At 64.4% G+C, this 15,241-nt stretch carries 11 protein-coding genes; 8 read left to right on the top strand and 3 right to left on the bottom strand.

Going from position 1 to position 15,241, the window contains the following annotated elements; genetic code table 11:
* Nucleotides 1-205 precede the first annotated feature (205 nt).
* From ABD906_RS00285 to ABD906_RS00275, 3 genes are read left to right on the top strand one after another with little or no spacing between them, the layout of a single operon-like run.
* Nucleotides 206-964: an ABC transporter permease gene (locus tag ABD906_RS00285; protein ID WP_345097576.1), complete on the top strand. Its 759-nt coding sequence runs from the start codon at nt 206-208 to the stop codon at nt 962-964.
* Complete coding sequence (locus ABD906_RS00280; RefSeq protein ID WP_345097575.1) at nt 951-1,703, top strand: ABC transporter ATP-binding protein; 753 nt, start codon at nt 951-953, stop codon at nt 1,701-1,703. Before ABD906_RS00285 ends, ABD906_RS00280 begins: the two co-directional genes overlap by 14 nt.
* The gene (locus tag ABD906_RS00275; RefSeq protein WP_345097574.1) at nt 1,700-2,707 is read left to right on the top strand and encodes an ABC transporter substrate-binding protein; all 1,008 of its coding nucleotides are present in this window, start codon (nt 1,700-1,702) and stop codon (nt 2,705-2,707) included. Before ABD906_RS00280 ends, ABD906_RS00275 begins: the two co-directional genes overlap by 4 nt.
* Before the next feature lie 106 nt (nt 2,708-2,813).
* Here ABD906_RS00275 and ABD906_RS00270 read toward each other — a convergent pair whose 3' ends face one another.
* Together ABD906_RS00270 and ABD906_RS00265 are read right to left on the bottom strand one after the other, a co-directional pair.
* Entirely contained in the window at nt 2,814-4,010 is a 1,197-nt protein-coding gene (locus tag ABD906_RS00270; protein WP_345097573.1) for an MFS transporter, read from the bottom strand.
* 255 nt (nt 4,011-4,265) lie between these two features.
* The gene (locus ABD906_RS00265) at nt 4,266-5,198 is read right to left on the bottom strand and encodes a LysR family transcriptional regulator (RefSeq protein WP_345097572.1); all 933 of its coding nucleotides are present in this window, start codon (nt 5,196-5,198) and stop codon (nt 4,266-4,268) included.
* Between the two features lie 407 nt (nt 5,199-5,605).
* On the opposite strand from ABD906_RS00265, the gene ABD906_RS00260 reads away from it, so the two are divergent.
* The 4 genes from ABD906_RS00260 (at nt 5,606) to ABD906_RS00245 (ending at nt 10,662) form a co-directional block, all read left to right on the top strand.
* Nucleotides 5,606-7,663: an FAD-dependent oxidoreductase gene (locus tag ABD906_RS00260; RefSeq protein ID WP_345097571.1), complete on the top strand. Its 2,058-nt coding sequence runs from the start codon at nt 5,606-5,608 to the stop codon at nt 7,661-7,663.
* Complete coding sequence (locus ABD906_RS00255) at nt 7,663-8,715, top strand: MSCRAMM family protein (RefSeq protein ID WP_345097570.1); 1,053 nt, start codon at nt 7,663-7,665, stop codon at nt 8,713-8,715. The genes ABD906_RS00260 and ABD906_RS00255 overlap by 1 nt, the downstream gene beginning before the upstream one ends.
* Nucleotides 8,716-8,954: 239 nt before the next feature.
* Nucleotides 8,955-9,716: a c-type cytochrome gene (locus ABD906_RS00250; RefSeq protein ID WP_345097569.1), complete on the top strand. Its 762-nt coding sequence runs from the start codon at nt 8,955-8,957 to the stop codon at nt 9,714-9,716.
* Between the two features lie 361 nt (nt 9,717-10,077).
* Nucleotides 10,078-10,662, top strand: coding sequence for a hypothetical protein (locus ABD906_RS00245; RefSeq protein WP_345097568.1), 585 nt, complete (start codon nt 10,078-10,080; stop codon nt 10,660-10,662).
* 425 nt (nt 10,663-11,087) lie between these two features.
* Here ABD906_RS00245 and trhO read toward each other — a convergent pair whose 3' ends face one another.
* Nucleotides 11,088-12,020 carry an oxygen-dependent tRNA uridine(34) hydroxylase TrhO gene (trhO, locus tag ABD906_RS00240; protein ID WP_345097567.1) on the bottom strand — a complete coding sequence of 311 codons (933 nt, stop codon included), beginning with the start codon at nt 12,018-12,020 and terminating at the stop codon, nt 11,088-11,090.
* A gap of 1,000 nt (nt 12,021-13,020) precedes the next feature.
* Here trhO and ABD906_RS00235 point away from each other — a divergent pair.
* Nucleotides 13,021-15,198 carry a malate synthase G gene (locus ABD906_RS00235; RefSeq protein ID WP_345097566.1) on the top strand — a complete coding sequence of 726 codons (2,178 nt, stop codon included), beginning with the start codon at nt 13,021-13,023 and terminating at the stop codon, nt 15,196-15,198.
* Nucleotides 15,199-15,241: the final 43 nt, after the last annotated feature.

Here is a 15,241-nt window from a genome sequence, read left to right as displayed (position 1 = left end):
ACTGTGCCGGCGCGCTGAATCCCAGGTATCTTCACGGCAGTTCCGCATGGCCGGGTGCGCTCAGGAGCAGGTCGCGCAGAGCCTGAATTGCCCCTCGTGCCCGCAGACCGCGGTTCAAGACGCTTGAACCGTTTCAGCGCCCGGGCAAACCGGGGCGGCAAACCTGAACCAGCCACTGCCGGGCGCCGCGAACGGAACGAATCCGATGCACCGTTACGCTCCTGCTACTGTCCTCATCCTTGTGTTGCTTGTGCTGTGGGAAGCTTATTGTCGCGCGACGGGCGTTACGCCGCTGGTGCTTCCGGCGCCGAGCGGCGTGATCGGGAGCCTGGTCGAAAACGCTGCCGAGATCGGCGGCCACGCGGCGGCCACGGCGGCTATCGCGGGCATGGGCTTTGCGGTGTCGGTCGCCTTCGCCTTTCTGACGTCGGTCGCGCTGCATTTCGCCCCGCTGCTCGAACGGGCGCTGGTGCCGGTGTTCGTGACGAGCCAGACCATCCCGCTGGTGGCGCTCGCGCCGCTGGTGATCCTGTGGTTCGGCTTCGGCGTTCTGCCCAAGGTGCTGCTGGTCGTGCTGGTGACCTTCTTCCCGATCCTGCTCAGCCTGCTTTCCGGGTACCGGCAGGCGCCGCGGGACTTTCTGGACCTCGTGGCATCCATGGGGGCGGGCAGGCTGGAGCAATTCCGCCGGGTGACGCTGCCCGCAGCGCGGCCGTCCTTCTTCGCGGGCGTCCGCATCTCCGCCACCTATGCCATCGTGGCGGCGATCTTCGCCGAATATGCCGGGGCGCGGTCGGGTATCGGCATCTATATCCTGCAGGCAAAGAACAATTTCCGCGCGGATCTGATCCTGGCCGCCGTCACGATGTCGGCGGCGCTCACGCTCGCCCTGCTGGGGCTGTTGCGGCTTGCCGAACGGCTCACGGACCCCGAGCGGAAGGGGAGGCGCCATGCTGCAGGTTGAACCGCTCGACATCCGCATTTCGGGCGGGGATGGGAGGAGCCTGGTCGAGGCGGTGTCGTTCCAGGTGGAGGAGGGGAGCGTCGCTTGCCTCATCGGCCCGTCGGGATGCGGGAAATCCTCGGTCATCAAGTGGATCGCCGGGATTCTGCCGGACGAGATGGACGCCCGGGGCAGGCTGCTGGTCGAGGGCAGGACGGTGGATCCCCGCGGCGGTCTGGTGGCTGCCTACCAGCCGCAGACGGACGCGCTGTTTCCGTGGCTGACGATCCGGGAGAACGTGTGCCTCGGGCTGGAGATCGCCGGGCTTCCCCGCGCGGAGGCCTGGAGAAAGGCCGCACCGCTGTTCGAGCCGTTCGGGCTTAACGGCACCGCGCATCTTTTTCCGCGCCAGCTCTCCGGCGGCATGCGGCAGCGCGCGGCGTTCCTGCGCACCATCGTCCAGGACCGCCGTTACATCCTCCTGGATGAACCGTTCTCCGCGCTCGACGCCATCACGAAGCTGCGCATGCAGGAGTGGCTCGCCGCCCGGCTGGAAGCCGACCCGCGCGGCGTGCTGATGGTTACACACGACCTGCATGAAGCCACGCGCATGGCGGACCGCGTGCTCGTGATGGCCGGGCGCCCCGGGCGCATCGTGGCCGACATTCCGATCCCATTCCCGAGACACCGGCGCAGCGAAACGGCGCTCGCGCCCCTGCGTGAAGAACTCAAGGCCCTGTTGTTGGAGGACAAGACATGATCCGGACATTGATATCTTTTGCCCTGCTGCTGATGCCGCTCGCGGCGAGTGCACAGCAGCCGGACGCGCCGCGGAAGGAGCTGCAGAGGGTGACGGTCGCACTCGACTGGATGCTGAACACCAATCATGTCGGCATCGTGGTGGCTAAGGAGCGCGGCTTCTACGAAAAACATGGGCTGGACGTGGAGATCCTGCCCTATTCCGACACCAATTCGGCGGCGCTGCTCGCGTCGGGGGCGAGCGACTTCGCCTATGTGGCGACGCTTGCTTTCTTGACCGCCCGGGCGGCCAATGCGGAGATCACCGCGCTGTGGGTGACGATGCAACGCGAGACCGGGCGGTTGGTCTACAATTCGGATAACAAGGCGATCACGCGGCCGGCGGATCTCTCCGGCAAGGTTTATGCGGGCTTCGGCAGCGACTGGGAGAAGGCGCTGATCGGCACAATGATCCGCACCGATGGCGGCGAACCGGTGTGGGAGACGGTCACGCTCAACACTGGAGCCTATGAGTCGCTCGCCGTCGGCCGGGTGGACTTCACGCTGGAGGTCGCCACCTGGGAAGGCGTCAACAGTCAGCTGCTCGGACGCAGGCAGTCTTGGTTCAACTACGCCGACTACGGGGTTCCGGACCAACAGAACGGCTATATCGCAACCACCGCGCGGACGCTGGAAGAGCAGCCGGAGACCGTGAAGGCCTTCATGATGGCGACGCTTGCGGGCTACGAGTGGGCGGCGGACCATCCGGATGAGGCTGCCGAGATCCTTATCGCCGCGGGCGACTTTCCCAATCCCGAACTGGTGCGCGGCTCCCTGCAGGTGATCGTGGAAGGCAACTATCTGCGAAACGGCGACTGGCCGGTGGGCAAGATCGACCACTCGCGGCTGGAGCGCATGGCGAAGTTCCTGGCCGACAATGGTGTGCTGAAGGACAGGGACGGCAAGGTGCTGGGTGACCCGGGAAACGTTCGGGCCTGGTACAATGAGGAGTGGCGCGAGCAATAGTAATAATAATAGCGCGCGTCAGTGGAGGCTGCCTCCGGCTGCGTTCATGGAGCAGCCGGCGGCAATGATGCGGAGGTCCGGCGCCGGGCCGAAGCGGCGGAGACGGTCAGCGGTGGCCGGGCAGGCGCGGCAGCAGCACCGTGAGCAGGCCGAGCAGCGGCAGGAAGGAGCAGACGCTGTAGACGAACTCGATGCCCTGCCGGTCGGCAAAGAAGCCGAGCACGGCCGCGCCGAGCCCGCCGAAGCCGAAGGCAAAGCCGAAGAACAGTCCGCCGATGAGGCCGACCCGGCCCGGGACCAGCTCCTGCGCAAAGACCACGATGGCCGAGAAGGCGGAGGAGAAGATGAAGCCGATCACGACCACCAGCACGGCTGTCCAGAACAGGTCCACGTAGGGCAGCAGGAGGGCAAAGGGGATCACGCCCAGGATCGAGAACCAGATCACCACGCGCGAGCCGTAGCGGTCGCCAATGGGGCCACCGAGATAGACACCTGCGGCTGAAGCGGCAAGAAACAGGAACAGCAGAACCTGCGCCTCGCGGATGCCGAGGCCGAACCTGTCGATGGTGTAGAAGGTGAAGTAGCTCGAGATACTGGCGAGATAGGTGTTCTTGGTCGCCGTCAGCAGCACGAGAACCAGCAGTGTGGCGAGCACCTTTCTGCGCGGAAGCGGCAGCGTGCGGTCGATCGTTTGACGGCCCTTCTGGTTGCGGCGGTGGCGGCTGTACCAGACGCTGACCCAGGAGAGGATGCCGAAGCCCACGAGAGCGATCATCGAGAACCAGCCGAGGCTTTCCTGCCCGCGCGGAATGACGATGAGGGCGGCGAGCAGCGGGCCGATGGCGGTGCCGGTGTTGCCGCCCACCTGGAACAGTGACTGGGCGAAGCCGTGGCGGCCGCCCGAGGCCACGCGCGCAACGCGCGAGGCTTCCGGGTGGAAGATGGCGGAGCCGATGCCGATCAGACAGGCGCCCAGCACCAGCACCGGATAGCTGTGGGCGAAGGCCAGGGTGAGGAGACCGATGAAGGTGGACAGCATCGCCACCGGCAGGGAGAAAGGCATCGGCCAGCGGTCGGTCACCATTCCCACGACCGGCTGCAGAAGCGAGGCCGTCACCTGGAAGGCAAAGGTCAGCAGCCCGATCTGGACGAAGTCCAGCGCGTAGCTCTCCTTGAGCAGGGGGTAAAGCGATGTCAGCAGGGACTGCATCGTGTCGTTGAGCATGTGGCAGACGCTGGTCGCCGCGATGATCGCGACAACGGTCTGCTGTGGTCGGCTGACGCTTTCGCTGATGCTGGCCATGATGTGTTGCCTGTCCGAAGTGCGGGATGTCCGTGCCTCCTTACACGTTTCGATATTGTTTCGCATCATGTTCTTTGCGGATGTGGCGAGGTTCACTGGAGGGGGGCGAAGAAAGGTGCGGTTTCAGCCGAAACCTGATCACAGCCGGCTGAGCGCGCGAACTGCATTCGCGGAAGTTCACGATGATGTGAGAAGGGGCAGGCTGACGCGAAGGCGGGAAAGAGCACGGAGCGCGGCGGTTCCGTAAGGGGCAGCTCAGGTGAGCTGTTCGACCCGAACCTGCGGAGCGGGAAAGCGCGACTGCGCATCCGCGACCAGGCTTTTGAGGAAGCCGGCAATGGCGATGGCCCACGGCTCCGACCGGTGTTCGATGCGGACCGCCACCTCGATCATCCGGGTTGCAGCATAGTCGGCGATCTTCTGGACCACGACCTCGCCACGCAGATACTCGTCCTTGATGGCTCCCATGGACACGATCGAGGTGCCCAGCCCGCGGCAGAGCATGCTGCGCCAGACGGTGATGGATTCCACGTGGCGGTCCTGGGGCAGCTCGATGCCCGCGAAAAGGGCTGCCTCCTGCGAGACGCGCCACGAGACGCTGTTGCGGCCGTAAAAGAGCAGGGGTGAGCGCAGCGCCTCGCGCAGGGCAATGCGATCGCCACCGTTGGCCATTTCGGGCGCGCAGACGAAGACGAATTCGTCCTCGATCAGCGGCGTGACGTGCAGCTCGGGGCTGCGGGGGAGCTCCCAGCCGATCAGGCAGTCCAGCTTCCGCCGTTCCAGGCGTTGCTCCAGTTCCTGCGTCCAGCCTTCGACGACGGAAAGGTTGATGCCGAGCTGCGCCGTGGCTCCCTCGATGGCCTCCAGCCCAATGATGCGGGAAAATGCAGGCGGTGTCCCCAGGCAGATCTGCCGGGCCTGCCGATCCCGGTGCGTAAAGCTGCGCTCGAGCTTGTCGATCATGGCGAGGATATGCTTGGCCTCGGTAAACAGGCCCTCGCCCTCGGCAGTGGGGATGATGCCGCGCGAATGACGGGAAAACAGCGGCGCGCCGACCAGGTCTTCCAGCGCCCGTATCTGTAAACTTATCGCCGTAGGCGTAACGCGCAGCAGCTCTGCGGCACGGGTGATGCTGCCCGCTTCCGCAACGGTTACAAAGTATTCAAGCTGCCGAAAAGAAATCCCCATATCCTATATTGGACAGAATGCCGGCAGTATTTCAAGATCTTATGGAGATTAATCAATATTGGTTCCGACTAAAGTTTTTCTTCAGGCAGCCTGAAATATTTTAAGATGGACAATGCAGCGCGTGCGACTTAGCGTCTTCCTCAGGTGAGTTTGCAGAAACTGCCTTCGCCCTGTGATCAGTTCGTATCTGTAGCATGATCAGGCGCTGACACGGCGGCATGTCGCCGGCTTGCAGCGTGAGAGCTGACGAGCGTTGCCGTCGTGCAGTGGCGGCTATGCCCACCATAAACAAGCGTGAGCCTAAGGCCAGGTGAGATGCGCTGGCGTGCGCCGGCGCAGTCCTGAACATGTTTACGATTGACGGGGCGGGGGTTTGACCATGGGCGTCCTTACCGGGGAGGAGAGTAATGACGACAAAGGGAAGCAAGGGTTCCGTCGAAACGAGCAACGGGCTGAACCGTCGCGATTTCTTCAAGGCAAGCGCCGCGGCCGGCGTGAGCGCAGCGGCATTGGGCGGGGCTGCAGCGGCTGCGGAAAGCACCGACGAAATCAAGTGGGACTACGAGTATGACGTCGTGGTGTGCGGAGGTGGCTGCGCCGGTCTGACGGCGGCCATTCGCGCCCGCGACGCAGGCGTTTCCGTGCTGATCGTCGATCAGAATTTCGATCTGGGCGGGCGCATGCTGCATTCGGGATCGTATCTGTCGCTGGGCGGCGGCGATCCGATCCAGAAGCGCGACATGGCGGGTGAATCCGATCCCGAGGGCTTCATCACCGTGCCACCGGTGGAAAGCCCGGAGGAGCTGGACGACAACATCGAGCTGCTGTTCACCGACGTGACCGACTGGTCGATCGTGGACGGCAAGGCCCAGTCGCCCTACCGCTACAACGAGCGCGAAATGATGCGCGCCTGGGCCGAAAACTGTCCGCCGACACGTCAGTTCCTGATGGACAACTATGTCCGCTTCACCCGCGTGAGCGGCACGCACGGGGGCGGTGGCCTGAGCAGGGCGCGCGCGCCGTATTGCTTCCTCATGCTGGGCGACAAGACGGACATCAAGGCCGGTACCATCACGCCGGAAGACGCGGGCGTGGCCGATCCGGAGCGCACCAGCCCGTTTGCGCCGGTTCAGATGGAGGACGCCACGCAATTCGTGGGACCGAACGCCGTCCGCAACGGCGTCGCGCTGGCGCGGCCGCTGGAGTTCTCGGCCCGGGAGAAGGGCGTGCATATCATGCTGCATCGCGCCTTCGTGGACCTCATCCGCGAGAAGCCGTTCGAGGGGCGTGTGATCGGCATCCGCGCCGAGTACCGGCCGCGCGTGCACCCCAAGACAGGCGAGCGGCTCGAGAGCTTCTGGCAGAATGGCAATATCGACGAGCGGCGGCCGAGCATCAGGATCCGCGCGCGCAAGGCGGTCATCCTTGCCTCGGGTGGACATGCGGGAAACCCGCAGGTGCGCAGCATGTTCTATCCTGCAATGCGGGAGCCGGCGTTCCCGACCTCGGGTTTCGCGCTGCAGGGGCCGGGCGGACAGGACGCCAGCGCGCTGATCGCGGCGCTCAAGATCGGCGCGAATCTCGCCGGCATGCAGCAGAACCTGTCGTATCCCACAACGTACCACATCTCGACCACGCTCGGCACGCGCGACGCCTATACGAACATGATGCCCGGCCATCCCACGTTCGTGTTCCGCGGTTCCGCCGGGATCAACGTGGGCAACGCGGGTTTCGAGGAGTTCATCGCGGTCAACCAGGTGGGCAAGCGCTTCTTCAACGAGGTGCGTCTGCCGAAGCGTCCGGCGGCGAACCGCTATCCGGGCGACGGGGCAGCGCCGGGCAAGGGGCTGGACCACAAGCCGCTGGACTGGCGGAACTGCTCGGCGGAGTGGATCCGGAAGAGCTACAACTATGATCATGGCCTGGATGCCGCGCTGGCCATAAACGAAGGATCGCGCGCACCGAACTACTATTCGGGCCCGCTGTGGGCGATCTTCGACCAGGATGCAGTGGAGCGGACGGGCTGGGAGCTGCGCTTCCCCTACGTCAGCGAGGAAAACGGTTACTTCTTCAAGGCGGATTCGATCGAGGATCTCGCCGCGAAGATCTATGCCGGGCATCCGTTCCAGCGCGTGCCACTCTCCTATCTGGCGCAGACGGTCGAAACCTGGAACCGCTATGTGGCCGAGGGGGCCGATCCCGAGTTCGAGCGCGAGAAGGACGCGCCGATGTACGCGATCGCAAAACCGCCGTTCTACGCGCTGTCGATCATGGTCATCTGGCACGACAGCTATGGCGGGCTGCGGTGCAACGGCCGCCAGCAGGTGATCGACATGCAGGGGCAGCCGATCCCCGGTCTCTACGCCGGCGGGGAGTGCGTGGGCGGCTTCAACAAGCACGGTCTCGGCAAGGGCCACGTCCAGGGGTTCATCGCAGGAACCTATGCGGCGAAGGAGCAGGCCTGATGAGTGTCGACGGGCCAGCGGGTTTCCGCTGGCCTTTCGTGTTCTGGGAGGTTGGCATGAGGGAGGAAACTGAAGTCATTGCTCATGTGGAGCCGGATCTGTTGGCAGCGCGAGACGAGGCTCACGAGATCGAGCCTGAGGAACGGTCTGGCCCGAGGCTGGTCGTGACCGTAAGTCCCGACGCGGCTGAACCTTTCGGGGAAGTGATCCTGACGGCCAGCATTGAGGCGGACGAACTGCCCGAGGACACAAAGGGTGAAGTTGTCTTCCTGGACGATCAGGGAAACGAGCGCGGCCGTGCGGCGCTGACCGACCGGCTCGATCCGCAACCCTTCACGGCGCGGCTCGAGTGCATGGCGCCGGAGAGGCCGGGGAAACACGTCTGGACGGCCCGGCTGGAAAGCGAGGATCTGGAGTGCGACGAGGTGAGCTTCACCGTGACCATCGCGCCTCACCCCATTAGCGTCACCATCTGGGACATGCCTCCGGCGATCGAGCAAGGCCGCAGTTTTCCTATGAAGGTTGGCCTCAGGTGCCCGTGCGGCTGCAATGCCCAGGGCTGGACCTTCCGGTTGCTAGATAGTGACGGGTCGGAAATTCTCGCCGGGCAGGTTGGCGATGAACCATGGCCGGGCACCGCGTCGCTGTATTACGCATGCCTTGATGTGGCGGCGCCCGATACGGCGGGCTCGCACCGATGGACCGTCGTGGCGGAGCCGCCAGAGGGCAGCGATGTTCCCCACGCAGAGCGCAGGCTCTCGATCGTGCTGAACGTCATGCGCCAGCCCGAGGTCTCCCTGCGGATTCGGGCGCGGGATGCGAAGACGGGAGAGCCGGTGGCAGGTGCGAAGGTCGTGGCACATCCCTACCGCACACGGACCGGCGAGGACGGGGAAGCCCTGCTGCACCTGCCGAAGGGAACGTATACGGTCTTCGTGTCCCGCAGTCCCTATTTCGCATTCAAGAGCCAAGGGGAGATCAGTGAGGACATGACATTGACCGCCGAGCTGCATGAAGACCGCGCGTTGACCGATGCCGAGTTGTGGGCGTGACGGCCGTGCGTGTCGCGAATGCCTGCCGCGCGCAGCGATCTGCCTGGCGTGCGGTTCCGGCCGCCTGCAGGCGTGCATGCGCGGGCTCGTTGTTGGGGCGCCGCCAGGTTGGTCGCAAGCGGGCCGACATGTGAGCTCAGGCCCGCCGCTGTCGCGCCGGCGGGCCTGATGAGCTGCGGGGTTGTGGAGAGGCTGTGGTTCTTCGCAGCACGCGGGAACAATGAAGGGGGAACAACGGGATGAAGGTGAACTGGAGGATGTTGCTCGCGGCGCTCGGATTGGTGGCGGCGTCCGAGACTTCGGTCCTTGCCCAGGAAGGCGGTGGCGCCGGTCCGATGGAGCAGGGAAGCAGGCTATATGCGCAAAACTGCGCGATCTGCCATGGCGACGACGGCAGGGCAGTGTCACCGGATTTCCCGTCGCTGGCCGAATCCGAGAGCGTGGAAGACCTGAGCCTGATCGTCGCCAACGTGCATCAGGGCGTGGCAATCATGCCGCCGTTTCCCTGGCTCAGCGACGAGGAGATCGCGGCCATCGCCAGCTACGTGCGCAACTCCTGGGGCAATGCCTATGGGCAGGTGAAAGCCGAGGATGTCGCCGCTATCCGCGCGGATCTTGAGCCGGCAAGCGAAATGCGTACCATCTGGGAGGGCGTGTACACGGCCGAACAGGCCAAGCATGGTAAAGCCGTTTACGATGGCGCGTGTGCGCTATGCCACGGCCGCCGTCTGGATGGCGTGCCAGAAGATCGTGACATGCTGCCCGGCCCGCCGGTCGGACGCGCGAAGTTCCTGCGCAATTGGGATGGGCGGTCGCTCGGCGCCCTGTACTCGTACACGCGCTGGACCATGCCCAAGAGCAATCCTGGCTTTCTCAGCGAGGAGGATTACGCAAGCCTCCTGGCTTACATGCTGGAGGTGAGCGGCGTGCCTGCCGGAGATAGCCCGCTTCCTGCTGATCCCCTGGAGACCGGCCTTATCCGCATCACGCCGAAGCAGTGACGGCGGGCAACTACTGAGGCATGGCAGGGGCAGAAACGGGAATGGGCAAGGAAAGAACGGGAATATGACGGGAGGGTCGAAATATCCGAAGGATCACGGAGGGAAGAAGCGCCGAGAAATGCAGGAGGGACTGAGCCGGTCAGAAACGGACATTTCGGGAAAGACCTGTCCCTGGGTGCCAGCTTGGGTGCCCAATGACTTTCTGATACGCTGATAACATTACGCGTATGGTAGCTTGGGCTGCACTGGGGTCTCAGTGTGGTTTGCAGCGGACAGTTGGGGCTGGCGGCCTGATCGTCACGAGCCTTGCCTGTTGTCGTGCGCGGTTTGGTGTCAGACTTCGGCATCAGGGAGGTCTTGAGTGATGCGCGGGGATCGCTCGGCGGAGTGGCAGGAGGATGCGGGTTCCGACTGCGCGGGCCTGCAGCGGCAGCGCAGTGAGGCGACTGATTGCGTGGCTCCCGCGGACACACGGGACGTTGGTAGCGAGGGATCCGGAGAAGCTGCTGAAGACATCCCGGATGCCGGAGCGCCGGATGCGCGTCGCGAACTGTTTGCAGAATACATAAACAGGTTTTCGGAAGTGATGGACAGGATCGCCATGTCGACTCCGGAAAAGAAGAATGTTCTCGCGGCCGCGTTTCTGGCGGGCACTTCGTTATGCCTGGTCACAGCGGCCGTGGATGCGCAGGAACGGGAGGCTGCCACCGCGGGCGGACTGCGCTGCATGGCAAACGGATACGACGTGGTGGTCATAAACGAAGGTTCGGCGGAACTCGAGGCGGGCACGGTCGTGGAATGGTCCGTTTCCAGCGTGCGCGTGGGGGGAGAAGTCACGCTGGATGAGGGCCTGCCAGCATCGGGCTCGCACTTCCTTACAGCGGCCCTCGGGTCCAACTATACCAACCCGCGCGTGAAATGCGTCGTGACCGTGCGCGAGCCATAGCTCAAAGCCGGCCCTGGGTGTGCCATTGGTCGAAGCCCTCCAGGATGTGAAGTGAGTCGCGCAGTTGCCGCTATTGCGGACGGTGAAAGCCCGGCCGTCACACCAATGTGGCTATGGCGCAGTGGCGCGAGTTCCTGCATCTCCGCAAGCAGGTGGCAACACCTAGGGCCGGAATCCGGACGCGACGTATTCCTGGCACGACGTACATGAGCATGACGCCCATGAGCGTCGCAGAGCCGCGGCAGATTTCGGGAAAGGCGCGCGTGAAATAGTCTGGCCGGGCAGTTGCGATCGCTCCCGATGAGGTCTGCGATGGTCCTGGCGATGCGGAAGTTAAGCCGTTCTTCGGTGTGCACGCGGCGTATGAACCAGGCCAGGAGTAAGAAACAGTCCAAGGCCAGCAGATTGAATCTCCCGGGCGGCTGTCAGCTGCCAATGTGCTTGCGGCCGCGCTTTTCCGCGAGCTTCACCTGCCTGTGACGCTCGGCATAGCGGGCGCGGTCCTCGGGAGTGCGCTCATCGTGGCAATATTCGCAGGAGATGCCCTCCACGTAATGCGGAGACTTGCGGTCCTCCGGCGTCAGCGGGCGGCGGCAGGCACGGCACAGAACGACGTCGCTCTCGGCGAGGCCGTGCCCGACGGCCACGCGCTCGTCAAAGACGAAGCATTCGCCCTCCCACAGGCTCTGCTCGCGCGGCATCTCTTCCAGATACTTCAGGATGCCGCCCTTGAGGTGGTAGACCTCGTCGAAGCCCAGGCCCTTGACGAAAGCCGTCGCCCTCTCGCAGCGGATGCCGCCGGTGCAGAACATGGCGATCTTCTTGCCCTCGAGCTTCTCGCGGTTCTCCTCGACCCATCTCGGGAATTCGCGGAAGGTCCGGGTCTTGGGGTTCTCCGCCCGCTGGAACGTGCCGATCGCCACCTCGTAGTCGTTGCGGGTGTCTATGATGATGGTGTTTTCGTCGGAAATAAGGTCGTTCCACTGCTTCGGGGGAACATAGGTGCCGACCGACCGGAGCGGGTCGATGCCGTCGACGCCCATGGTGACGATCTCGCGCTTCAGGCGAACCTTCATGCGGTGGAAGGGCATGGAGCTCGCGTAGGAATATTTGAGCTCCGGGCCGGCAAGCTCCGGAATGGACTCGATGTAGCGGACCAGCTCGGCGATGGCTTGTGCGGAACCGGCGACGGTGCCGTTGATGCCCTCGGCGGCAAGGAGGAGGGTGCCCTTGATGCCGTTGTCATTGCAGAGTTGAAGCAGCGGCTCGCGCAGGTCCTGATACTGCGGCAGGCGCGCAAACCGGTACAGGGCTGCGACCGTGAACGGCAGATTGCTGGTTTGCGCTTTGCTCTGCATGCCTTTGCCTCGAAATTTCCTTGGTGCCGGGACGCGGCCGTCCGGCTATTCCGGGCGGACGGGACGCGGTGACCGGGATAGCGGGCGTCACGGCATCACGGGGCCTTCGCTGCGTGCGGGCCCGGTCCGTCCGGCGTCCGGTTGTGCTGTAATCGGGATGGGTGGCGATGGCAAGCGCCTCAACGGCGGCTGCCTCGCCGGATGCCCTCATGGACTGCCTCGCGGGCACTTCGGCCGTGCCTGGCTGGGCCCGGCGGCGTCTGGCGTGTTGCGCGACGGGGGCGGCGGTTTCGCAAAGACGCCAGCCTCCACTGGAACCAACCGCAGGCATGGCGATTTGAACAGATTGTCGCAACAGGTCAGCTTCCTCCCGGGCCTGTGCGCGAAAGCCGCTCCAGCGCCCCAGCCGGAGCGGCTTTTCCGCCGGCCGCTTTCACCTCTTCCATCACATCTGTCGCGTGGTTTGTGCCGGAAATCGCCCGTGTCGTACCTCCTTCATCGGGCCTTCCAGCGAGGAGATGGAAAACGGCTTGCGCGAGGCCCTTCCCGGCAGGTCACTCGACCGCAGTGATCGAGGCCGCGCCAGATTGCTCTGCGGGTGAGATCATGGTTGGAGTGAGCAGCACACGGACCCGTCACCTGGCGCGTGTCTGGTTGCGCTGAATTGCGGGAGCGGGCGTTGAAACCCGGTCAGGAAGCATTGGATCCCGCCGGGGGCCGCATCTTACCGAAGGCCGCTCTCGGCTTGATGGGCAGAACACTGCCCGTGTGCTCCCCGGAGGGCGCGCAGCACGATGCTGATTGCAGCGGGGGGGGGCGCGGGCAGGTGTGACGCCCCGGCCGGGATTTCATTCCATCACGCAGCGTTGAAAGTGTTTGTCCCCAACGAATGGGATCAGCTGGGCTATGTTTGAAGCGTGACAGATGCGTCACCCCTGTAATTGACGGCTTCGGAAGAAAGTGGTCAAAGCCACATGGGTTTAAGTTTGGGAGAGGCAGCATGAGTGATCGGGTCGAGATCCATGGGCTGAAAGTTTCGCAGGCGCTGTACGACTTTGCCAATCGGGAAGCCCTGCCAGGAACGGGCGTAGATCCGGATGTATTCTGGCGGAAGCTGTCCGAGATCGTGCACGCCCTTGCGCCGAAGAACCGCGCACTGCTCAAGGTGCGTGACGAACTGCAGGCAAGAATTGATGCCTGGCACAAGGAGCACGGCGCGCCCACGGATCTCGCCGCCTATGAGGCTTTCCTCCGCGAGATCGGCTATCTCCTGCCCGAAGGGCCTGATTTCAAGATTACCACCAGCAATGTGGATCCCGAGATTGCCGACGTGGCCGGTCCGCAGCTTGTCGTGCCGGTGATGAACGCCCGCTACGCGCTGAACGCTGCCAACGCGCGCTGGGGCTCGCTCTATGACGCGCTTTACGGCACCGACGCCATTCCGGAGACGGACGGCTGCGAGAAGGGTGCGGGCTACAATCCCAAGCGCGGGGCGAAGGTGATCGCCTGGGCGCGCGATTTCCTCGACCAGAGCGCGCCGCTCGAGGGCGCGAGCTGGACGGATGCGACCGGCTTCGCCGTGGAAGGCGGCAAGCTCGTGGTGAAGACCGAGCAGGGCGGGGCGGCGCTCAAGGATGCGTGGCAGTTCGTGGGTTACAACGGCGATGCGGCGAGCCCGTCCGAGATCATCCTGAAGCGCAACGGCCTGCATGTCCGCGTCCAGGTCAATCCGAACCATCCGATCGGGCGGGACGACAAGGCCAAGGTCTCCGACGTGGTGATCGAGGCGGCGCTGACCACGATCATGGACTGCGAGGACTCGGTCGCGGCGGTCGACGCCGAGGACAAGGTGCTTGCCTACCGCAACTGGCTTGGCCTGATGAAGGGCGACCTAGTCGACACGTTCGAGAAGGGCGGCAAGACCATCACCCGCAAGCTGGCCGGAGACGTCGCCTACAAGACGCCGGACGGCGCGGCGGCATCCCTCAAGGGCCGTTCGTTGATGCTGGTTCGCAACGTCGGCCATCTGATGACCAACCCGGCGATCCTCGACCGCGACGGCAACGAGGTGCCGGAAGGCATCATGGACGCCATGTTCACTGCAGCCATCGCGCTGCATGATATCGGCCCGAACGGCCGCCACCAGAACAGCCGCACCGGCTCCATGTATGTGGTGAAGCCGAAGATGCACGGGCCGGACGAGGTGGCATTCGCCGTCGAGCTGTTCGGCCTCGTCGAGGATGCGCTCGGCATGAAGCGCAACACGATGAAGATGGGCATCATGGACGAGGAGCGCCGGACGACGGTGAACCTCAAGGAGTGCATCCGTGCCGCGTCCGAACGCGTGGTGTTCATCAACACGGGCTTCCTGGACCGCACGGGCGACGAGATACACACCTCGATGGAAGCCGGTCCGATGATCCGCAAGGGCGACATGAAGCAGTCGACATGGATCGCGGCCTACGAGAATTGGAACGTGGACATCGGCCTCGAGTGCGGGCTTTCCGGCCGCGCCCAGATCGGCAAGGGCATGTGGGCGATGCCGGACCTGATGGCGGCGATGCTGGAGCAGAAGATCGGTCATCCGCGCGCCGGCGCCAACACGGCCTGGGTGCCTTCGCCGACGGCGGCAACGCTGCACGCCACCCATTACCACGCGGTGGACGTGAAGGCGGTGCAGGAGCAGATCAAGTCGCGTCCGCGAGCCAAGCTGTCGGACATCCTGTCCATTCCGGTGGCGCAGCGTCCGAACTGGACGCCGGAGGAGATCAAGGCCGAGCTCGACAACAACGCGCAGGGCATCCTGGGCTATGTCGTGCGTTGGATCGACCAGGGCATCGGCTGCTCCAAGGTGCCGGACATCAACGACGTCGGTCTCATGGAAGACCGGGCAACGCTGCGCATCTCCTCGCAGCACATCGCCAATTGGCTGCACCACGGCATCGTCACCGAGGAGCAGGTGATGGAGACGATGAAGCGCATGGCCAAGGTGGTCGACCGGCAGAACGCCGGCGATCCCAAGTACGAACCGATGGCGCCGGACTATGACAAGTCCATCGCCTTCCAGGCCGCCTGCGACCTCGTCTTCAAGGGCCGTCAGCAGCCGAACGGCTACACCGAGCCGATCCTGCACAAGCGCCGGTTGGAGAAGAAGGCGCAGCAGAGGGCTGCCTCCTGACGGGGCAGCCATTCCCCGGCTGCCAAGGATGGCTATAATAGCC

This window comes from Chelativorans composti (assembly GCF_039541695.1).
GTDB classification, from domain to species: Bacteria; Pseudomonadota; Alphaproteobacteria; order Rhizobiales; family Rhizobiaceae; genus Chelativorans; species Chelativorans composti.
The sequence above is the reverse complement of the archived record's forward strand: the minus strand, read 5'-3'. Positions and strand labels throughout refer to the sequence as shown.